The sequence below is a fragment of the Aneurinibacillus terranovensis DSM 18919 genome (genome assembly GCF_000430625.1).
Classification (GTDB): Bacteria; Bacillota; Bacilli; order Aneurinibacillales; family Aneurinibacillaceae; genus Aneurinibacillus_B; species Aneurinibacillus_B terranovensis.
On the sequence record NZ_KE387172.1, the window covers coordinates 137678 to 158618 of the forward strand.

Consider the following 20941-nt stretch of genomic DNA (forward strand, 5'->3'; position numbering starts at 1 on the left):
CTGCTACTTTTCAATGCATTTTTTATGCCAATTGAAAAGGCTTTCATGAAAAGGAACTAAACGATAGAACTGTTTCATAATGGGACTGTTATTTATTTTTATGGCACAGAACAGCCATTTCAATCTATCAAAAATTACTAAAGTTATAGTAAAATATTTTTAATAATTTTAATTTTTTGATAAGGAGTGGGAAAATGTTGAAGCCAATTGATACTTGGCTAAAAAAATCATGGGAACGAAGTAAAATGTACAATGTAGATCCATCAGTAGCCAAGTACGCCATACTCGAAGCCGGTGAATTCAAACAGTATAAAGAACAAAAAGAAATGTTCCTCAGGGAAATTAGTCCACGGTTCGAACGTTTGGATAGTTGGTTGAAAGCTTCTCATTCAGTTGCAGTAATCTCTGATAATGCAGGATATATTTTGGAAAGTATAGGCGATCCTATATTTTTAAAAGATGCTGAAAAAATTTATGTACGCAAAGGAGCCTGCTGGTCTGAACAGGCAAGGGGCACCAATTCGGCAGGAACCGTGATTGTCGAGCAAAAACCACTTGCTATCGTAGGAAAAAATCATTATCTAGAAACAAACCATATGCTGTACTGTGCTGCTTCGCCAATCTTTGATCCGAAAGGCGATTTGCTTGCCGTTCTTAATGTTAGCGGTTACTATGAAAAATACCATTCTTCTATCCTTGGGATGGTAGATGTCATTGCAAGGGAAATTGAGGACTGGATTCTCATCCAACGTTCCGATAAACAACTGATTATTTCCCTTCAATCTGAATACGAAAGCAAACAACGAGCGCTGCTTTCGGTAAATACCGAGGGAGTTTTGACTGGAGCCAGTCGTGAGGCACGAACGCTGTTGCAACTTACTAATGAAATCATTGGAAATGTTCAACTTTCGGAACTGATTTCCGGTGTTCAACCGCTGCTCCACCGATCAGACCAAATATCTTCACGTAATTCCTTTGCTCTTCACAGTAAAACGAAGGAAGAGAACAAGCTCCTAGGCACGGTATTGTTTGATACGCGACCCTATTTTAACGCGCCTTCCAAAAAACGAAGCGTAAAACCTGTAGCCTCGAGCGGAACGGCTCTATATACTTTTGATGATATATACGGTACCGACAAAGGTTTTCTAGACGCCATTCACCTTGCAAAAAAAGCAGCGGCAACCGATTATACCATTCTGATTACGGGTGAAAGCGGCACCGGTAAGGATATGGTCAGCCAGGCGATACACCAGGCAAGTTCCCGTTCGGGCAACCCCTTTGTCGCCATTAATTGCGGTGCCATTACGAAAAGCTTGCTGGAAAGCGAATTGTTCGGGTATGAGGCAGGGGCTTTTACAGGGGCCAGGCAGTCCGGCCAGCTCGGAAAATTTGAATTGGCCCATGGTGGAACGCTCTTTCTTGATGAGATTGCGGAGATGCCGCTAGAGATGCAGGTAGCGCTGCTGCGAGTGCTACAGAACTTCAGCGTTGTTCGGATTGGCGGCTCGAAGCCAATCCAGGTCGATGTACGGATTATTACCGCAACGCATACGGATGTATGGAAAAAGGTACAAGACGGCAGCTTTCGAGCCGATCTTTTCTACCGCCTGCAGGGTATACGCATTACACTTCCTCCACTCCGCGAACGGGAAGATCGTCTGCAAACCGCCCGGCTTTTGCTGAAAGACATTCAAAAAGAGCTACGGAAGGAATCGATCTCCTTTTCTTCTGAGACGGAGCGGTTCATTGAGAATTACTTATGGCCTGGAAACATTCGTCAAATGGTTGGTGCGATACGTGAAGCTACCTTTTTAGAGGATAATGGAGTCATTGAACCTGATAATTTTCCGTCATATATGCTTTCTGAGTATCTAGCTGACTGTGATAAATTCGATGGTTTGCTTAAACAATCAGAAAATCGTGTGATTATAGAAACCCTTCGAAAAACAGAAGGAAATGTTTCACAGGCCGCTCTAGCTCTTGGTATTGGGCGCAGTACCCTATATCGTAAATTAAAAAAGTTGTTTATTTCAAATGACTTCAAATGACTATAAAGACCTATCGTGATGCGTTAACGTTTCAGACATTCGTTTCTCTGCAGGGCCTGTTTTCGACATCATAAAAAGAGTTTACGCAGCCTGAGTCCAAAACTCAATGAGACTCAGGTTGATTAATTTGCCTTTAGATACCCGATGCAGTTGTGGTGTAATGGTTCCGTACAACCAGCAAAAACCACTAACAGCAAAAAAAACCAAAAATCACTCCTGATTTTAGGGCAGTTGCTCAGATTAGTAAAGTTGAAGTAGGTGGTTTAGGTTCAAATATGAAGTTAAAAATAGTAAAATGGCAACCCGCTTTGGGACCGAATTGATTTAAGGATGTATGGAAAATGTTTTTATAACGCATGCTTGAGGAAAAATATAATATGAAGTGCTCTTGTTTCAACTTCAACTTCAACTTCAACTTTACAAATACTGGAGGTGTCGCACGATAAAATGGGAAGCAAAACACCGTGGCAGGACTTCTATGGTCCGAATTTGGGGTATGTGCAGCAATTATATGAACAATATCTCCAAGACCGGGCGTCTATTGACCAAGAAGTGAGATCGTTGTTTGACCGCTGGGGAGCACCGCCAGAGTATCCAGACGGCGAGTCTTATCCGGAAAAGATGCAGCAAAGTTCAGATGATCTGGCGATTATGAAAAAAGTAGTTGCAGCGTTTAAATTAGTACAAAACATTCGCATTAATGGGCACTTGGCTGCAAAAACCAATCCATTCGCAAACGAAGAACAAGTGTTTAATCTTTCAAAATATGGCCTTAGCAAAGAAGATTTACAGGCAATTCCCGCAAAAATTGTCTGGTCAAAGGCACCGGACGAATTTCACACAGCATGGGATGTCATGATGCATCTTCGCGACGCGTACATAGGCTCAACCGCCTACCAGTTTATGCATATTAATAACGTAGAGGAACGACACTGGCTGAACCATATGGTCGTAACCGGTGCGCTCAAACGTATACTTACCAATGAAGAACAGGTTTCCTTATTGAAAAAGCTGACAGAAGCCGACGAATTTGAACAGTTTCTTCACCGAACGTTCGTAGGCCAAAAACGGTTTTCCATCGAAGGACTTGAAATGCTTGTACCGATGATCGATGAGCTTATTCGCCAGGGTGCCCATGATGGAGTGCGCCATGTGTTGATAGGTATGGCTCATCGTGGGCGTTTAAATGTCCTTGCCCACATTTTGGGAAAACCATATGAAAAGATTTTTTCAGAATTTCACCATTCACCTAATAAAGAGCTCGTTCCATCGGAAGGATCGATAGGGATGAATTATGGCTGGACGGGAGATGTAAAATATCACCTGGGGGCTGACCGGGAAATAGAGGAAGATCATTCCGCCCGCCTTCGGGTAACACTGGCCAACAATCCAAGCCACCTGGAATTTGTCGATTCCGTTGTAGAGGGCTATACACGGGCAGCTCAGGAAGACAGACAAGTAGCGGGACCGCCTCAGCAGGATATCACCAAAGCTTTTGCGATTTTAGTTCATGGTGACGCAGCCTTTCCCGGAGAAGGAATCGTTGCGGAAACACTCAATTTAAGCCGATTAAGGGGCTATCATACCGGGGGCACCATTCATATCATTGCCAACAACCAAATCGGATTTACAACGGAGAGCGAAGATTCGAGGTCTACACGATATGCGAGCGACCTGGCAAAAGGCTTTGAAATTCCGATCGTACATGTCAACGCGGATGATCCAAATGCTTGCATCCAGGCGATCTATCTTGCGTATGAATACCGGAAAACATTTAAAAAGGATTTCTTAATTGATTTAATCGGTTATCGCCGGTATGGCCACAACGAAATGGATGATCCGAATGTTACCCAGCCGCTCCTCTACGCTAAAGTAGCCAAGCATCCGCGGATTCCGGCTCTGTATATAGATAAGCTGCTGCAGAACGGTATCATCAGCGAACAGGCAGTCAACGAAATGAAACAAAATGTTCGGGAGCAGTTAAACTACGCGTATGAAAAAATGAAGAACGAGGAAAAAGAGCAGGAAACGCAAGTACAGATCAATCAAGACGTAGAAGAGTTTAATGTGAATACAAGTGTTCCGGCCGCCAAACTGACTGAACTAAACAAAGAGATCTTGGCGTCACCGGAAGGGTTTTCCGTCTATCCTAAATTAGAGAAAATTTTACAGCGCAGAGTAGATGCGCTTCACGGCAGTATTGATTGGGCCCATGCGGAAACGCTCGCTTTTGCTACGATTTTAGCGGATGGCATACCAATTCGTATGACTGGCCAGGATACGGAGCGAGGAACCTTTGCCCAGCGCCATGTTGTTCTGCATGATTACCGGACCGGGAAGTCGTTCACTCCGCTCCAACATCTTTCTCAAGCACGCGCTTCATTTGCGGTTTATAACAGTCCTCTATCAGAAGCATCTGTCTTAGGATTTGAATACGGCTACGATGTACTGGCTAGAGATACGCTCGTGCTGTGGGAGGCGCAATTCGGTGATTTTGCCAATGCGGCGCAGGTTCACATTGACACATTTCTCGCCCCTGGCAGAGCGAAATGGAGACAAAATTCGAATCTGGTTCTTCTTTTGCCCCATGGGTACGAAGGACAGGGGGCAGAACATTCCAATGCTCGCCCGGAACGCTTTCTTCAGCTTTCAGGGGAACAAAACTGGACGGTTGCCAATCTGACCAGTGCGGCTCAATACTTTCATCTCCTGCGCTGGCAGGCGTCCAGGGTAGGAACAGAGGATGCCCGTCCGTTAATTCTCATGACACCGAAGAGCTTACTCCGCAACCCCCGCGCCGCTTCACGTTTGACGGAATTTAGTGAAGGAGGCTTTAAACAGCTATTGGAACAGCCCGGTCTTGAAGGAAACGCAAAGTCTGCGGAGCGCCTTATCCTGTGCTCCGGGAAAATTGCGATTGATTTGGAGGCCGAATGGGAGAAACTGCAATTAAACAATAAAACTATCCATATCGTTCGTGTAGAGCAACTTTATCCGTTCCCGGCAAAAGCCTTACGACAATTGATTACCCGCTGTAAACAGTTTAAAGAAATCGTCTGGGTGCAAGAAGAACCACAAAATATGGGGGCCTGGTCGTATATAGAACCGCAGTTAAGGACGTTGTCCCAGGTGCCTGTGCGCTACATTGGACGCCCCGTACGTTCCAGTCCGGCTGAAGGGTCACCGGAGGTCCATAAAGCAGAACAGCATCGAATCCTGAAGGAAGCCTTTCTTCTTACCGAATCTAATGCTGTCAAGGCAGGAGGTCAAGCTTATGAGTGAAGTAAGAGTGCCGGAATTAGCAGAATCGATAACAGAAGCAACAATAATAAATTGGTTAAAGTCAGAAGGTGATCAGGTTGCGCAAGGGGACGTTCTGGCTGAATTAGAGACGGATAAAGTAAATGTGGAACTTAACGCGGAACAGTCTGGTAGGCTGGCGAAAATCCTGCGTGAACCGGGCGATACCGTGCAGGTGGGAGAGGTTATCGCTATCCTTGATGAAGGCAAAGGCACTGCCCTTTCCGGGGAAGCGATAGCTTCTCCGGAAATAGAGGCCGTTCAAGCTGATGTAAAGGCTGCTTCACCCGTTGAAATACCGGCCACTCCCGCCGCACGAAGATTGGCAAGGGAACGCGGCATTGACTTAAATCTTATAAAAAGCCAGGATCCTCTTGGAAGGGTTACAGTGGAAGATCTGAAGGCAGACAGCCCAGCCAAGCCGGAATCGCCTGCGACAAAATCGTTTGCAGAATCGCGTGCAGGCAAGAAGCGGGCAGGTGGCGGACAGCAAACTGCTGCGACTAATACAAAGCCAGCCAACATGGAAAAGTCTGTGGAGCACATGCCGATGTCGAAGCGCCGCCAGACCATTGCCAACAGGTTAGTCCAAGCACAGCATAATGCAGCAATGCTAACAACCTTTAATGAAGTAGACATGACCGCGATTCTTGATGTTCGCAAGCGCCGTCAAGAAAAATTCATGAAAGAGCATAACATAAAGCTTGGCTTTATGTCCTTCTTTACAAAAGCGGTTGTAGGTGCACTAAAGGCTTTTCCTCTGCTCAACGCAGAAATTAAGGGAGACGAGATTCTGATTAAGAAATACTATGACATCGGGATTGCAGTTGCTGCCAATGAGGGACTGGTTGTGCCGGTCGTTCGGGAGGCGGATCGACTCAATTTTGCCGAATTGGAACTTGAGATTGCAAATCTGGCGGAAAAAGCGAGAAACAACCAACTTCATTTATCCGACCTGCAGGGAGGCACATTTACCATCACCAATGGTGGCGTTTTCGGTTCCCTTTTATCTACTCCGATCCTCAATGCTCCCCAGGTTGGTATTCTGGGCATGCATAAGATTCAGTTAAGGCCCGTTGCCATCGATAAAGAACGGTCGGAGAACAGGCCGATGATGTATATTGCGCTGTCCTATGACCACCGGATTGTCGATGGGAAAGAAGCCGTTAGCTTTTTGGTAAGAGTAAAGGAACTCTTAGAAGATCCCGAAACATTGTTGCTTGAAGGTTAATTTTTGATTCTTTGCCGGGCAGCTTAGAAAACAAGGACTATCTTGAAATAAAGTTATTTCATGATTGTTAAAAACCTTTATTTAACTAAACTGCCAGATAGCTGACGATGGAGTGGTTTGTTCACTAAATAAACATACAATAGTGTGAGCACAGCCGAACGAAAACCTCAGAGGAATTGTGGAATGGCATGGAGCCCTTCCATTCGGTACCGACTTCGACGTGATCATAATCACTGCTATTTTTCTGCCGGTCAAGTATGATTGAACTGTAGAAAAAAGGTTCATATCAAACAGGAGGCCGAGCCTATGAAAATCATTCAAACACAAAACCTGCTGGCAGAAAAGAAAGTTGCCCGTGCGAAAGCATTATCGTTCAGCCAGGGAGATGTGATGAATCTTCAGATTAAAGCCGGTGAGAAGGTTGCACGCCACCATACGCCCTGTGATGCTATCGTTGTTATCATTAAAGGCAAAGTGTTGTTTACCGGGGGAGACGAACAAGTGGATGTAAAACCGGGTATGTTTCTACACCTGGATCCGGGTGAAGAACATGAGCTTGAAGGAGTAGAAGACGCCAGTTTATTGGTTGTTAAAGTTGGTGGCAATACATCTTGTACCGTATAAAAAATAAATATAGCGAACAAGTAAAAAACCTCGTCTGCCGCGATGATAAAGCAGATGAGGTTTTTTTTGTGTGATTTTTTATCATGCACAGGTATATAATTCCAAACCTGCGGGCGAAAATAAAAAAGAGTATGAATGGAGGGGTTCAATTTTATGATAAAAAAGTTGCCGATCATAGTATTATCCATGATTTTATTTTTGTCCGGAACTACCGCCGCCTTTGCCGCCGAGGCGAAGCCGCCCCAGGGAACGCATGTTTCAGATCTGGCACCGCATGCGGCGTCCGCTGTTCTGATGGATCGTGATACGGGTACGATCATCTACGAGAAAAATGGTCACAAAAAACTTCCGCCAGCCAGCATTACCAAGGTAATGACGATGCTGCTTATTATGGAAGCGCTCGACCGTGGTGAAATGAAGCCTACGGACAAAGTTAGCACGAGCGAATATGCCGCTTCTATGGGAGGTTCGCAAATCTTTCTCGAACCCGGGGAACAAATGACGGTCAGTGATATGTTAAAAGGAATTGCTGTTGCATCAGGCAATGATGCGTCTGTCGCGATAGCGGAACATATGGCAGGCACGGAAGAGTCGTTTGTCGCGAAAATGAATGAGCGGGCGAAACAGCTTGGCATGGATGACACAACATTTAAAAACGCAAATGGGCTGCCTGTGCCGGGGCATGTGTCATCGGCGCACGATATCGCCATTATGTCCCGTGAATTACTCAAACACGAGGAGATTACAAAATACACAGGCATCTACCAGGACTATTTACGGAAGGATTCCACGAAACCATTCTGGCTGGTTAATACAAATAAACTCGTCCGTTTCTTTCAAGGGGCAGACGGTTTAAAAACAGGATACACAAGCGAAGCGAAGTTTTGCCTGACGGCTACGGCCAAACGAGGCAGTATGCGGATGATCGCGGTCGTTTTAGGAGAACCCGATTCCAAGACTCGAAATCAGGAAGTGAGCGCTATGCTTAACTATGCGTTTAGCCAGTATACAAGCCTGCCATTATATAGGGAGCGTCAGGTTGTGCAGAAGGTAAAAATTGATAAAGGGAAAGAGGAAACGGTTGACGTCGTTGTTCCTTATCATTTTAGCCTGCTCCTTAAAAAAGGTGAAAAAGCCGAGCATTTTGACCGCATCGTCAGCATTCGTCCCAATCTGGCAGCACCGATTAAAAAGGGCGACAAGCTCGGTCAGATTACCATCAAGAAGGATGGTAAAGAAGTTAGCACCGTTGATTTGATCGCTGCAAAAAGCGTAGAAAAAGCAACCTGGTGGGAGCTGTTTATGCGTACAGCGCGTTGGATGTTTGGCGGCGCGTGAGTGTAAATCGGGAGAGGGGAATTCTGTCTCATTCTCCCGGTTTTTTTCTAGTTTTGTCGGGGGGCAGGAAACGGAAGTTTACCCGTAGAATCACCCATTTATCACCTAATGTGAAGGAGTGGGCCTATCTTGAGTTTACGAGTCGATTTGGAAACGATAAATGATGTCTTAATTGTTCGTTTGGATGGTGAACTGGATCACCATACGGCGGACGTTTTGCGCCAGCAGATGGAACAGGAATTAAGCCGGAACAGCACACAGCATATCGTTTTAAGCTTGAAAAATCTCCACTTTATGGACAGTTCCGGCCTTGGGGTGATTCTTGGCCGCTACAAGCAGATTACCGCACGTGGCGGCGATATGGTTGTCTGTTCCATAAACCCGGTGATTTACCGTTTATTCGAACTCTCCGGTCTATTTAAGATTATGAAAATCAGAGAGTCTGAACATGAAGCACTCCTCTTTCTGGGGGTGGCGTAACATGGCTAAAAGCGAACGTAACTTCATGTCTCTCCAGTTTGCCGCCCGCAGTGAAAATGAAGGATTTGCCCGGGTGGCAGTCGCTTCGTTTCTTTCCCGCCTCAGTATTACATTCGACGAAATTGAAGAAATTAAAACGGTTGTGTCGGAGGCCGTAACGAATTGCATCATTCACGGATATGAAGGGAACGAGAATGGCGTTGTTACCATTGTTACAGCATATGACCAGTCCATGATTGAAATCATCGTAGAAGACAACGGTATTGGGATTGCGGACCTTGATGAAGCAAGACAGCCATTGTTTACAACAAAGCCGGAATTGGAACGATCGGGGATGGGTTTCACCATTATGGAAAACTTCACGGACAGTATGGAAGTAACAACGGCCATTAATAGGGGCACACGCATTCGTCTCGTTAAGAACCTAGCAAAAAACGAAGCGTTATGTAATTAGGAGACATGCCTATGGAAACCGATGTAAGGAATGCGAATCATCCCTATTTAACCGATAAACAAGTAAAACAACTACTGGCTGCAAGTCAGGCGGGAGATGTCACAGCACGAGATACATTGGTCAACAGCAACATTCGTCTGGTCTGGTCTGTCGTCCAGCGTTTTATGAACCGGGGCTATGAAGCCGATGACCTTTTTCAAATCGGCTCTATCGGTTTGTTGAAGGCAATCGACAAGTTTGATTTGAATTATGATGTTAAATTTTCTACGTATGCGGTGCCTATGATTATTGGAGAAATCCAGCGTTTTCTTCGCGATGATGGAACGGTAAAGGTGAGCCGCTCACTCAAGGAAACGGCTCATAAAGTAAGGCGCATGAAAGAAGAATTATCGAAATCACTTGGCCGCCTGCCTACAGTGAGTGAAGTAGCTGACGCGCTTGCGATTACGCCGGAAGAAGTAGTCTACGCCCAGGAAGCCAACCGGGCTCCGTCTTCCATTCATGAAACCGTATTTGAAAACGATGGGGATCCCATTACGCTTATGGATCAAATCGCGGATAAAGAGGAAGACAGGTGGTTTGACCAGCTTGCGTTACGGGAAGCGATCAATAAGCTGACTGAAAGAGAACAGCTTATCGTTTATTTGCGGTATTACAAGGATCAGACACAATCTGAAGTGGCTGACCGGCTTGGAATTTCCCAGGTGCAGGTATCGCGCCTTGAAAAAAAGATACTCCGTACGATGAAAGACCAGATTGAGCGGTAACGCTTAATCCGGTCTTTTTTCTGTGATGCGAACCAGGCGAAAAGGAATAGAATAGCAGCGGACCTTTTTCCACATAATAGGGAATGGATAGTAAATGCAGTGCAAGGTGATAACAGCTGATCATCACTGACCGCAATAGGTCTGTGCGCGGAAGGAGGGAGCAGGGTGGATAGCAGTGAACAAATCTATGTGAAACTCCACAGTAAAGCCATTATTGCACCAGGCCGGGATATCCGTATTCGCGATGTTGCTGATTTGCTCGCGGAAGGAGGGCTGGAGGCAGAGCTCCGCGAATTGGTGCTTCACTCGCTGGACGCCTCAGATGGAAATCGCTATGTTATCCATATAATGGATGTTATTAATGCTGTGCGTACGTACGACAGCAGCTTATCCGTTCACTGCGTCGGCCCGGAACAAACCCTTATTTATGTGCAAGGGCCAAAGAAAAAACCTAATTTTTTACTGATAGCCGTTGTTTGGATTATCTTATTTATCGGTTCAGGGCTCGCTATTATGAACTTTCATATCGATGTAAGTATGCTGCGAACGCATCAACGGATTTATGAGTTGATGACCGGGAGGAAAAGTGAGCATCCACTGCTCCTGCAAATTTCCTATTCAATTGGGGTGGGGGCAGGGATGGTGCTTTTTTTCAACCACCTGTTTCGCAAGCGTTTTAACGATGAGCCAAGCCCGCTGGAACTTGAAATGTTTTTATATCAGCAGAGTATTGACCAATATGTACTGACCCATGAAACAAACCGGGAGCTGAGGCGGGATGAGTAATCTTGTGCTTATTTTGATTGGTGTAAGCGGCGGTTTAATCGTTGGCAGCGGGATTGTTGCGTTTTTAACGGTACTGGACTTAATTCCGCGGCTTACACAAATCACGAAAGCCAGTCCATATATTTTATATTTTCAGTGGGCCGTTGTGTCAGGGGCTACATGCTTCACCGTTATTGACCTGTTTAACCTGCACATGGATCTGGGGAATGTGTGGACGATCCTTCCCGGTATTTTTACAGGCCTTTTCGTAGGTTTGTTGGCTGCAGCCCTGACGGAAGTGCTCAATGTGATACCGATTTTAATAAAACGCCTCCATATGTATGAATATCTTCCGGCCTTTATTGCGGCGCTCGCGTTCGGCAAGATGGCGGGTTCTTTGTTCCACTGGCTCATTTATCTAAAGTAAGGGGTCATACTATGAAAAAGCAAAGAAAACGGAAAATCATCGTTGTCACGGACGGGGATTATGTAGCGCGCCGCACGCTTGAAGGGATCGCGCGCAAGATTGGCGGACACTGTATTTCCAGTTCCGCGGGCAACCCTACTCCGCTCAATGGAGAGCAAATTGTAACCCACATCAAGCGGGCGGAAAACGATCCGGTGCTGGTGATGTTCGATGACAATGGAAACGCGCAGATGGGCCATGCCGAAAAAGCTATGTATTACGTGTGCACGCATCCTGATATTGAAGTGCTTGGTGCGGTGGCCGTTGCTTCAAAGACGGAAGGGGCGCTCGGGGTCTACGTAGATGTTTGCCTTGATCGTTTCTGCCGCGAAGTTAACCAGCGAGTGAACAAAAGGGGTCTGATCGAGTTTGGCCAGGATCGTTATATTATCGGGGATACTGTCGATGTGCTTAATATGCTCTATATTCCTTTTATCGTAGGGATAGGGGATATCGGTAAAATGCGCGGCCGGGAAGGGAGAACGAGGGAGTGTCCTGTGACGATGCGGGCGATTGAAATCATCCTGAACCGCAGCGGGTATCACGTGAATAGGTGAACTTCTTATTGTCGGTGACGGCGGATTATGATATGGTTAAAGAAATTCAAAATCATAGGCAACTGGCGCAATTATCGTCAGTTGCTTTCTTTCATTATAAATTCGGAACGTCTTAGGATACACACAAGGGGAGATGAACGATGTATCTACACGGAACCAGCCGTATTAATCAATATGGCCACCTGGAAATCGGTGGTTGCGATACAACGGAACTGGCCAGAAAATATGGAACCCCGCTCTATGTATATGATGAAGCATTGATTCGGGAAAAATGCCGTTCGTACGTTCAGGCTTTCAATGGAACAGGCTTTTCCTTTCAGGTGGCTTATGCCAGCAAAGCATTTTTGTGCATGGCAATGTGTGAACTGATTGCCGACGAAGGTTTGTCCCTGGATGTTGTATCCGGCGGTGAGCTGTATACAGCACTCAAGGCGGGTTTTCCCGCAGAGCGAATTCATTTTCACGGGAACAATAAAACGCCGGATGAACTGGCTTTCGCGCTCGATGCCGGAATTGGCTGTTTTGTCGTCGATAATTTCTTCGAACTTGAAATCCTGCATGATCTGGCCTATCAGCGCGGTAAGCGGGTGCCGATTCTGCTCCGCCTTACCCCGGGTATTGAAGCCCATACGCATGACTATATTTCGACGGGGCAGGATGATTCTAAATTCGGGTTCACCATTTCCAATGGCCAGGCGCTTCATGCTGTGAAAAACGCGCTTAATAAACCGTTTTATAAATGGCTGGGGATTCATTCCCATATTGGTTCACAGATTTTCGAAACCGCAGGCTTTGTAGGGGCTGTCGAAGTACTTGGCAAATTTCTGCAAACCGTTCGTAACGAAACCGGTTATACGGCGGAAGTGCTAAACCTGGGTGGCGGATTTGGCATTCGCTACACAGAAGAGGATGATCCTTTGCCTCTCGGCCACTATGTTAAGGCCATTACCGATGAGGTACGGAGTCAATTCAATGCTTTGGAATACCCGCTGCCATCCATCTGGATTGAACCAGGTCGAAGCATTGCAGGGGAAGCAGGTACCACCCTTTATCAAGTCGGTTCCATTAAAGATATCCCGGGGATCCGCAAGTACGTCGCGATTGACGGGGGAATGACAGATAATATCCGACCTGCTCTGTACCAGGCTAAGTATGAGGCTATGCTTGCAAACCGCGGGCGGGATGAAGCGACGGACGTCGTCTCGATTGCCGGCAAATGCTGCGAGAGCGGCGACATGCTTATATGGGATTGCGAGCTTCCGGAGACAAGACCAGGAGACTTGCTAGCCATTTCCTGCACAGGCGCGTACGGCTATTCCATGGCGAATAATTATAACCGGATTCGACGGCCGGCCGTGATATTTGTAAAAAATGGAGAGGCTCAGGTTGTCGTGCAGCGGGAAACGTATGATGATTTAATAAAAAACGACCGGATGCGCCAGTGTGTTGCCACCCGGGATTTATAAGCTAATGCAGCCTGCCAGTGAATAAAGAACTGGCCGAATTTGCCAAAATTTCAAATGAGAAATATGCCGCGCTTAGTGCCGCAATAAACATTCATCAAAAATAGCTCGTATCACTTTTATTGTGATTATGAGCTATTTTTTTGATGTAATATATCACACGTATGCATGACTTCTTCCTTATTTAGTGCATCTGCACAGGATATTTTAGTCCTATGTAATTAAGTTAAGTTTTCTTTACCATGAAACGTTTATTCAAGTATAATGAGAGAAATAACCCATCTGAAATGGAGAGAAAGAAGGGTCGCAGTGGAGAATCGTAGACCTGCTACATTATGGATGTCCAACCGCTTTATTTCCTTTAAATTTGTCATTATATATTTATTCATTGGAATCATATGGGTTTTACTTTCAGATAAATTGATAGATTTATTCGCCGTCAATGCGAATAGATCTTTACTTTTTAAAATCGGGAAGGATTTAGTTTTCGTTGCAGGAACTTCTCTCCTGTTTTATCTAGTTGTATGGCACTATTCAAGACAGGTTATTGTCTGGAATCAAGTGCTGGAAGAAAACCGGAAGAAATATAAAGAGTTGTTTGAAAACGCTGAGGAAGGTGAGCAGCGTTTTAAATCCTTGTTTGATTATAATCCTGATGGTGTGTTATCCATCAATTGGCGAGGCCATATTATCAATGCGAATGCCATGTGTGAACGTATAACCGGGTATACGGTTGAGGAGTTAAAAAATCGGACCTGTTATGACTTTGTTGCCCCGGAAGAAGTGAAACGAATGATGCGCAATATTAAAAGGACGTTGGCCTGGGAGATGCTCGATTATGAACTGGCGATCGTGCATAAAACAGGCCATTCCATTCAAGTGGCTGTGAAAAGTGTGCCGATTGTTTATCGCGGCAAAATTACCGGTATTTATGTGATTATTAAGGATATAACAGAACAGAAGCAGACAACGGCTTTAATTGAACATATGTCTTATCATGACGCGCTCACCAAACTACCCAATCGGAGGTACTTTAAAGAAAGATTATCGGAATCGTTAACCGCAAGCGAGCAGGGCGGACACAGGGTGGCGGTTATGTTTCTTGATATCGACCGGTTTAAACTTGTTAACGACACACTTGGGCATGCGGTGGGAGACCGGTTGCTGGAAGAAGCAGCTGATCGGCTCAGCAGAATCGTGCGCAGAAGAAATCTTGTGGCCCGCAGCGGTGGGGATGAGTACATGGTTCTTCTGCCGGTAATTCATCAGCAGGAGGAGGCGGAGATCATAGTGAACCGCATTCTCCAGGTAATGCAGTCCCCTTTTCTTATGGATGACCAGGAGTTTCATTTAACGGTGAGCATTGGGATCGCTATCTCATCTGAAGGGGAGAAAATCGAATCCATTATGCGGCATGCGGATATCGCTATGTATCATGCGAAGGAGCACGGAAATTGTGCTATGTATTATTCCCCATCGATGCAGGAAACGACCCGCTACAGCCTTGCGATTGAAAATGATTTGCGAAAAGCTATCGCGCGAGATGAGTTTGTTGTATATTATCAGCCCCAGATTAGCATTGACACGGGTGAAATCACCAGAATGGAGGCGCTGATACGCTGGAACCACCCGGAAAAGGGCCAAATCCCCCCCGGACAGTTTATTCCCGTTGCAGAAGAAACCGGGTTAATTCTGCCGATTGGTGAGTGGGTACTGAGAACTGCCTGCAGACAGAATAAAGCGTGGCACGACTCCGGCTTTAAGAAGCTTCCTGTATCGGTTAATTTATCCATTCGCCAATTTCTTCAACCGGATCTCACGAAAAACGTTGCGCAAATTCTGATGGAAACACAGCTGCCTCCCGAATACCTGGAGTTTGAAATTACGGAAAGCATGACTATTAATGTTGAGCGGGCCCTTTCTATTCTGCATGAATTAAAAAGCCTTGGTGTTAAAATTAGCATGGATGATTTTGGCACGGGATACAGTTCACTGGCGTATCTTAAAAAATTCCCCCTGGATAAGCTCAAAATCGACCGTTCTTTTGTAACGGAGGTTTCGACCGATATCCGGGATGCTTCCATAGTAAAAACAATTATTGATATGGCTCACAATCTGAATCTGCGGGTCATTGCAGAGGGAGTAGAGACAAAGGAACAACATGATTTTTTACATAGGAAGCGGTGCGATGATATACAGGGTTATTTTTTCAGCCCGCCTGTTTCGGTGGAAGAAATAGAGAAGAAATGGTTTACCGTTCTTCAAAAAGGATAAAAAACGTAAAGATGGCTTATTGTGATAAACAGGAAGGCAGAGGAATGGATAAAATTCCTCTGCCTTCCGTGATTTCTGAGATTTCTAAGTATGTACTAGCTACTTTGCAATTGCTGAGCAATAGCGGTGCTAATGTCCTGTAATTGCTCCCTCGTGTATTTCCCGTCGTGCGCTTCCCATAAGAATCCGAAGCCGTCCTCTTTCCCATAGCGCGGGATAATATGCATGTGAAAGTGGAAGACGGTTTGTCCCGCTGCTTTTCGGTTATTGTTTAACAGATTCAGGCCCGTAGGCTGGAACGCCTTTTGTATGGCGTTGGCAATCGTTGGTACCGTTGCAAACAAGTGAGCCGCTGTTTCAGAAGGAAGCTCGAACAAATCAACGTGGTGTTGTTTTGGGATAATAAGCGTATGTCCTTTTGTTACCTGGCTTATGTCGAGGAATGCAAGGACATGTTCATCCTCGTACACTTTTGCCGAAGGAATCTCACTTTGAATGATTTTGCAAAAAATACAATCAGATTGTAGTGCCACCTCGTGTCATCCTTTCTTGGTAAATGGTTGTCTTTTATTTTACCATATTTGTCTGACATCGGGAGCGCATACATCTAATGAAATAATTTTGGCGGCATCGTTTGAAAGGTTTTTATTTTTTTTAATAAGATAATCATAATTTGGTTACAAAATCGTTACATTTACACGGTATGATTTGTAAGGGTTATGGATCAGCTTCCATAATTTATATCAACCAGAAGAAATGGAGGAAGTGAAGGTTTGAAGGGCTTAGTAAAGAAGACGCTTATTATAGCCGGACTGGCGTGCGTAATTCCTTTCGCGGCGTCCGCGCAGGCATCGGCCAGCACGATTCTGAAAACAGGCAGCAAAGGCACTGAAGTTATCTCACTCCAACAGCATCTCAAAAACCTTGGTTTCTATACATACGGTAAGGTAACAGGTTATTTTGGCACATATACAGAGAAAGCGGTGAAGACGTTTCAACAGGCCCACCATCTTAAAGCAGATGGAATTGTGGGGTCAAATACCCGCAGATATTTAACAAAAAGCCTGTCCCCATCCGAGAAGAAAACAGTTTCCGCACAGCAGGCAAAAACACTAAAAACCGCTTCCACAAACACAAAGGGAGCTTCAGCAGCCAATCTTGTTAACACGGCCAATCAACTTGTTGGCGTGCGCTATAAATATGGCGGCACTAGTCAGTCGGGCTTCGATTGTTCCGGATTTGTCCGGTATGTGTACGGCAAACAGGGGGTAAATCTGCCGCGAACGGCAAAGGATATGTACAGCCAGGGCAAATCCGTATCAAATCCGAAACCAGGTGACCTCGTTTTCTTTAATACGGATGGATCCGGGATCAGCCACGTTGGTATGTACATCGGCAATGACAAATTTATTTCCGCTACAACAAGCCGGGGTGTAAAAGTCTACAGTATGGACAACAGCTATTGGCGCCCGAGATATCAAGGTGCTAAGAGTCTTTACCTATAAAAAAGAATAGCTAAATAAGAAACAAGGCTTTCAAAGGATAATTTTTTTATCCGGCGAATCCTTGTTTTTTTCGTACCATTGTCAGATCTGATATTTTTACGTAAGCCGTGGAAATATGAACAGGGTAACAATTCGGTGCAAGCGTTACTTATGGTATGATTATTTTCGGATACAGGCTGTTCAATACATGGGACACCGAGGAAAAAAGTAGGAGGAAATAAATCTATGAAAAAAGTAATGGCACTGGGTGAAATGTTGATTGATTTTGTACCTGAAACGAACGGGCTGCCGCTTGATGAGGTGCCTTCTTTTAAAAAGGCTCCGGGCGGTGCTCCCGCAAACGTGGCAGCCGCCGTGGCGCGGCTGGGAGGCTCTGCATCTTTCGTTGGTAAAGTAGGCAGGGACCACTTCGGATTATTTTTAAAGAATACACTGCAGGATATCGGCGTGGATACACAACATATGCTGCAGACGGACGAAGCAAAAACAGCGCTTGCTTTTGTGTCATTGAAGCAGGACGGGGAGCGAGATTTTCTTTTTTACCGTGATCCTTCAGCCGATATGCTACTGCGCGAAGAGGAAATCGATGCGGCCATGTTTAATGATGTGAGTATATACCATTTCGGATCCATTTCATTAATCAGTGACCCGTCGCGCAATGCAACGGTGAAAGGGGCCAAACTGGCACGGGAAAAAGGTGTTCTTGTCAGTTATGACCCGAATTTGCGCCTGGCTCTCTGGAAAGATGCTGAAGAGGCAAAACGGGTGATCATGGAGCATGTATCGCTCGCCGATATGGTGAAAGTAAGTGAGGAAGAGCTTGAGTTTCTCACAGGAGAAACGGACCCGCTGGCGGGGGCTGACTTTTTCCTGAACAAAGGAGTACGGTTGCTGCTTGTTACATACGGCAAAGAGGGCAGCGTCTACGTCTGGGATGGGGAAGCAAGAAAAGTAGAAGGCCGCGCGGTGCAAGCGGTTGATACAACCGGCGCCGGAGACGGATTTACCGGCGGGATATTATATCAGATGGCCCGGGCGGGAAATACAGTGGAGGAGATGTTTGGCACCCTTACGTTTGAACGGCTTGATTCCATTGTGCGGTTTGCCAATACGGTTGGAGCCCTCACAACAACGAAGCGGGGCGCGATTTCCGCGCTGCCGACCCTCGAAGAAGTTACATCCCGGCTGGGCTCTTTGTGAGAAGGGGAGAATGCCAAAAAAAGGGGGGGATGCTGACCGTCCGATATCTTTGTTTCGAGATACCCGGATGTTCGGACAGGCCTTCCTTTTGGCTGTCCACAAGCTTTTTTTATTCGTTTCTTTGCTGGCGAATCGCCGCGCTTACTTCTCCCGCCCTGGGAAAACGGTCCAGCTCCTTTTTCGAAAAGATGAGCTGTTCGTCCATGCTTACCTCAAATACACCTCCTCTAGACGGGATAACAACGAACTCCTGGATGTCAAAACGAAAATTATCGTCCTGCATAAGCTCTTCCATCAAACTGATGGCTTTAGGCAGGTAGTTTCACATATTGCAGTATTCGATACGGATATGCATAAACAACACTCCTTTATAGGGGAAATTCTAGTTTATACTATATATATAATTTTAACACAAACCAGGTGCAACCATGCAATGTAAAGTAAATCAGAAGAATATTTTTCAGCGGGAATAAGAAAAAAGGAAGAATTCCATTCTAAGGTAGAATGAAGATATCTTCCTTTTTTGTTTCTATTCTTTTATTCTTCGACTCTCTTTTTAAGAGCGTTGACCGTTAAGGCCGTAACAATCGTTCCGGCAATAATGGACACAATATACCAGCCAACGTTACCGACAACCGGCAGAACGAAAATTCCTCCGTGCGGCGCCGGCAGCGTACACCTGAAAAACATCGATAATCCACCGGCAACAGCGGAACCAAGCATTGCTGCAGGGATGACGCGCGTCGGGTCTGCAGCCGCGAATGGAATCGCTCCTTCGGTAATAAACGTTGCGCCGAGTACATATGCGGTTTTTCCGGCTTCCCGTTCCTGCGGGGTAAACTTGTGTTTAAATAAGGTCGTGGCAAGCGCGAGCCCAAGCGGCGGTGTCATACCGGCTGCCATAATCGCCGCATGAGGCAGATAGTTTTTATTGGCAATCATGGCGATGCCAAAGGTGTAGGCCGCTTTATTAATCGGTCCGCCCATATCAAACGCCATCATCGCACCGAGTATGATTCCCAGAATCACGGCATTTCCAGTGCCCATATTTTGCAGCCAAACGCTGAGTGCCTGGTTAATATAAGCGACAGGAGGCGAAATAAGATAGATCATGCACAGGCCTGTAAGTAAAATACCAAAGAGCGGGTACAGCAGCATCGGCTTAATCCCTTCAAGCGTGGAAGGAAGGCCGGCAAATATTTTTTTAAGTCCTACGACGATGTAACCGGCAAGAAAACCGGCAATTAGCCCTCCGATAAATCCGGCGCCGGAAGTAGCCGCTAACAACCCGCCAACCATACCGGGAGCCAGACCAGGCCGATCAGCAATACTCATGGCAATAAATCCGGCCAGAACGGGAATCATTAAACCAAAGGCGGTTCCTCCGCCAATATCGTGCAAAGCCTTGGCAAACGCGTTAAAACTTGGGTCTTTCGGGTCAAACGATTTGATACCAAACATAAAGCCAACGGCAATAATAATCCCGCCGCCTACTACGAAAGGCAGCATGTTCGATACCCCGTTCATTAAATGCTTGTAGAAGGCCGATTGCTTGCTTTTGCGCGCAGCTTTTGATTCGGAAATTTGATCTTGGTACGACTTGCTTGCCTGTTTGCCCGCATTCGTGCCATAAACGGGAGCATCCTGTTTTTCTGCCTGCAAGAGCAGCCTTTTTGGATTTCGAATCGCTTCCGCAACGGGGACTTCAATTAACACCTTGCCCGCGAACCGTTCCATCTCAACCTGCTTATCTGCAGCTACGATAACAGCAGTTGCGCTTGCAATGTCTTCCTCGGTCAGCAGGTTTTTAACCCCACCCGATCCGTTTGTCTCCACTTTAATATCGTACCCCATCGCCTCTGCCTGTTTTTTCAGCGAATCGGCAGCCATATACGTATGGGCAATCCCGGTCGGACAGGCGGTAACAGCCACAATCTTCACGCGATGAGTAGCGGCGGGAGACTGATTTTCAGGGACGGCTTGTCGTGGCTCTCCCGATTCCTCAGCTAATAAAGCGTTTTCTTTTTCGGTAATCAGGGTGAGAATCTCCTGTTCATCCAGTGCCTGCATAATCTTCTGGCGCAGATCTTCGTCCATGAGAAGCATAGAGAGGCGGGCCAATGCTTCCAGGTGGGTATCGTTTGAACCATTTGGTACCGCAATCATAAAGAAAAGGTGAGCTTTTTGCCCGTCAAGTGAGTCGTAATCGACCCCTTCTTTTGAACGTCCGAAAGCGATGTGCGGTTCCCGCACGGCCTCCGTCTTGGCGTGCGGGATGGCAATGCCTTCACCAACACCGGTTGTGCTTTGCGCTTCCCGGGCGAGGATGGCTTCTTTCATCTTTACTCTGTCAGCAAGATAACCGCCCTTATGAAGGACTTCAATTAGTTCGTCAAGCACACTTTCTTTTGTGTTTGTCGTGAGACTCATCTTCATCGTATCCGTTGTCAATAATTCCGTAATTCTCAT

18 protein-coding genes are annotated in these 20941 nt (G+C 46.0%); 15 read left to right on the forward strand and 3 right to left on the reverse strand.

The genetic code is table 11. From position 1 onward, the window contains the following. The first annotated feature begins 194 nt into the window (after positions 1-194). From H525_RS0117460 to H525_RS24630, 13 genes are all read left to right on the forward strand, one after another. Positions 195-2048, forward strand: coding sequence for a sigma-54-dependent Fis family transcriptional regulator (locus H525_RS0117460; RefSeq protein ID WP_027417233.1), 1854 nt, complete (start codon positions 195-197; stop codon positions 2046-2048). 447 nt (positions 2049-2495) lie between these two features. After that, on the forward strand, positions 2496-5330 hold the full coding sequence (locus H525_RS24620) for a 2-oxoglutarate dehydrogenase E1 component (RefSeq protein ID WP_245590515.1): 2835 nt from the start codon (positions 2496-2498) through the stop codon (positions 5328-5330). Next, positions 5323-6579 (forward strand): 2-oxoglutarate dehydrogenase complex dihydrolipoyllysine-residue succinyltransferase, encoded by a 1257-nt coding sequence (gene odhB / locus H525_RS0117470; RefSeq protein WP_027417234.1) that lies wholly within the window; start codon positions 5323-5325, stop codon positions 6577-6579. Before H525_RS24620 ends, odhB begins: the two co-directional genes overlap by 8 nt. Before the next feature lie 306 nt (positions 6580-6885). Continuing rightward, positions 6886-7203 (forward strand): cupin domain-containing protein, encoded by a 318-nt coding sequence (locus H525_RS24625; protein ID WP_051331134.1) that lies wholly within the window; start codon positions 6886-6888, stop codon positions 7201-7203. A 153-nt stretch (positions 7204-7356) separates the two neighbouring features. Continuing rightward, positions 7357-8541: a D-alanyl-D-alanine carboxypeptidase family protein gene (locus tag H525_RS0117490; protein WP_027417235.1), complete on the forward strand. Its 1185-nt coding sequence runs from the start codon at positions 7357-7359 to the stop codon at positions 8539-8541. A 129-nt stretch (positions 8542-8670) separates the two neighbouring features. Then, positions 8671-9021, forward strand: a complete 351-nt coding sequence (gene spoIIAA, locus H525_RS0117495; protein ID WP_027417236.1) for an anti-sigma F factor antagonist — start codon at positions 8671-8673, stop codon at positions 9019-9021. Position 9022: 1 nt separating this feature from the next. Beyond that, positions 9023-9475, forward strand: a complete 453-nt coding sequence (gene spoIIAB, locus H525_RS0117500) for an anti-sigma F factor (RefSeq protein WP_035101796.1) — start codon at positions 9023-9025, stop codon at positions 9473-9475. Between the two features lie 11 nt (positions 9476-9486). Beyond that, the gene (gene sigF, locus H525_RS0117505) at positions 9487-10242 is read left to right on the forward strand and encodes an RNA polymerase sporulation sigma factor SigF (RefSeq protein ID WP_027417238.1); all 756 of its coding nucleotides are present in this window, start codon (positions 9487-9489) and stop codon (positions 10240-10242) included. A gap of 165 nt (positions 10243-10407) precedes the next feature. Beyond that, on the forward strand, positions 10408-11028 hold the full coding sequence (locus H525_RS0117510) for a stage V sporulation protein AA (protein ID WP_027417239.1): 621 nt from the start codon (positions 10408-10410) through the stop codon (positions 11026-11028). Continuing rightward, positions 11021-11434: a stage V sporulation protein AB gene (locus H525_RS0117515; RefSeq protein WP_027417240.1), complete on the forward strand. Its 414-nt coding sequence runs from the start codon at positions 11021-11023 to the stop codon at positions 11432-11434. The genes H525_RS0117510 and H525_RS0117515 overlap by 8 nt, the downstream gene beginning before the upstream one ends. An 11-nt stretch (positions 11435-11445) precedes the next feature. Further along, positions 11446-12030 (forward strand): stage V sporulation protein SpoVABEA, encoded by a 585-nt coding sequence (gene spoVAEA, locus H525_RS0117520; protein ID WP_027417241.1) that lies wholly within the window; start codon positions 11446-11448, stop codon positions 12028-12030. A gap of 140 nt (positions 12031-12170) precedes the next feature. After that, complete coding sequence (gene lysA / locus H525_RS0117525; protein WP_027417242.1) at positions 12171-13496, forward strand: diaminopimelate decarboxylase; 1326 nt, start codon at positions 12171-12173, stop codon at positions 13494-13496. A 306-nt stretch (positions 13497-13802) separates the two neighbouring features. Then, positions 13803-15767: a putative bifunctional diguanylate cyclase/phosphodiesterase gene (locus H525_RS24630; protein ID WP_162142515.1), complete on the forward strand. Its 1965-nt coding sequence runs from the start codon at positions 13803-13805 to the stop codon at positions 15765-15767. Between the two features lie 95 nt (positions 15768-15862). Here the strand turns inward: H525_RS24630 and H525_RS0117535 are convergent, their stop codons facing one another. Beyond that, positions 15863-16300 carry an HIT family protein gene (locus H525_RS0117535; RefSeq protein WP_027417243.1) on the reverse strand — a complete coding sequence of 146 codons (438 nt, stop codon included), beginning with the start codon at positions 16298-16300 and terminating at the stop codon, positions 15863-15865. Between the two features lie 240 nt (positions 16301-16540). On the opposite strand from H525_RS0117535, the gene H525_RS0117540 reads away from it, so the two are divergent. Next, entirely contained in the window at positions 16541-17272 is a 732-nt protein-coding gene (locus H525_RS0117540) for a C40 family peptidase (RefSeq protein WP_027417244.1), read from the forward strand. A gap of 225 nt (positions 17273-17497) precedes the next feature. Further along, a complete protein-coding gene (locus H525_RS0117545; RefSeq protein WP_027417245.1) occupies positions 17498-18472 on the forward strand; it encodes a PfkB family carbohydrate kinase in 975 nt (324 codons plus the stop codon). Positions 18473-18581: 109 nt separating this feature from the next. On the opposite strand, the gene H525_RS26660 is transcribed toward H525_RS0117545, so the two are convergent. Together H525_RS26660 and H525_RS0117555 are read right to left on the reverse strand one after the other, a co-directional pair. Then, positions 18582-18788 (reverse strand): SelT/SelW/SelH family protein, encoded by a 207-nt coding sequence (locus tag H525_RS26660; protein ID WP_425387738.1) that lies wholly within the window; start codon positions 18786-18788, stop codon positions 18582-18584. Between the two features lie 221 nt (positions 18789-19009). After that, positions 19010-20941 (reverse strand): PTS fructose transporter subunit IIABC, encoded by a 1932-nt coding sequence (locus tag H525_RS0117555; RefSeq protein WP_027417247.1) that lies wholly within the window; start codon positions 20939-20941, stop codon positions 19010-19012.

Coding starts and splice junctions, on each gene's coding strand:
- H525_RS0117460 (WP_027417233.1), top strand. CDS start 195: ATGTTGAAGCCAATTGATACTTGGCTAAAAAAATCATGGGAACGAAGT.
- H525_RS24620 (WP_245590515.1), top strand. CDS start 2,496: ATGGGAAGCAAAACACCGTGGCAGGACTTCTATGGTCCGAATTTGGGG.
- odhB (WP_027417234.1), top strand. CDS start 5,323: ATGAGTGAAGTAAGAGTGCCGGAATTAGCAGAATCGATAACAGAAGCA.
- H525_RS24625 (WP_051331134.1), top strand. CDS start 6,886: ATGAAAATCATTCAAACACAAAACCTGCTGGCAGAAAAGAAAGTTGCC.
- H525_RS0117490 (WP_027417235.1), top strand. CDS start 7,357: ATGATAAAAAAGTTGCCGATCATAGTATTATCCATGATTTTATTTTTG.
- spoIIAB (WP_035101796.1), top strand. CDS start 9,023: ATGGCTAAAAGCGAACGTAACTTCATGTCTCTCCAGTTTGCCGCCCGC.
- sigF (WP_027417238.1), top strand. CDS start 9,487: ATGGAAACCGATGTAAGGAATGCGAATCATCCCTATTTAACCGATAAA.
- H525_RS0117515 (WP_027417240.1), top strand. CDS start 11,021: ATGAGTAATCTTGTGCTTATTTTGATTGGTGTAAGCGGCGGTTTAATC.
- spoVAEA (WP_027417241.1), top strand. CDS start 11,446: ATGAAAAAGCAAAGAAAACGGAAAATCATCGTTGTCACGGACGGGGAT.
- lysA (WP_027417242.1), top strand. CDS start 12,171: ATGTATCTACACGGAACCAGCCGTATTAATCAATATGGCCACCTGGAA.
- H525_RS0117545 (WP_027417245.1), top strand. CDS start 17,498: ATGAAAAAAGTAATGGCACTGGGTGAAATGTTGATTGATTTTGTACCT.
- H525_RS0117555 (WP_027417247.1), bottom strand. CDS start 20,941: ATGAGAATTACGGAATTATTGACAACGGATACGATGAAGATGAGTCTC.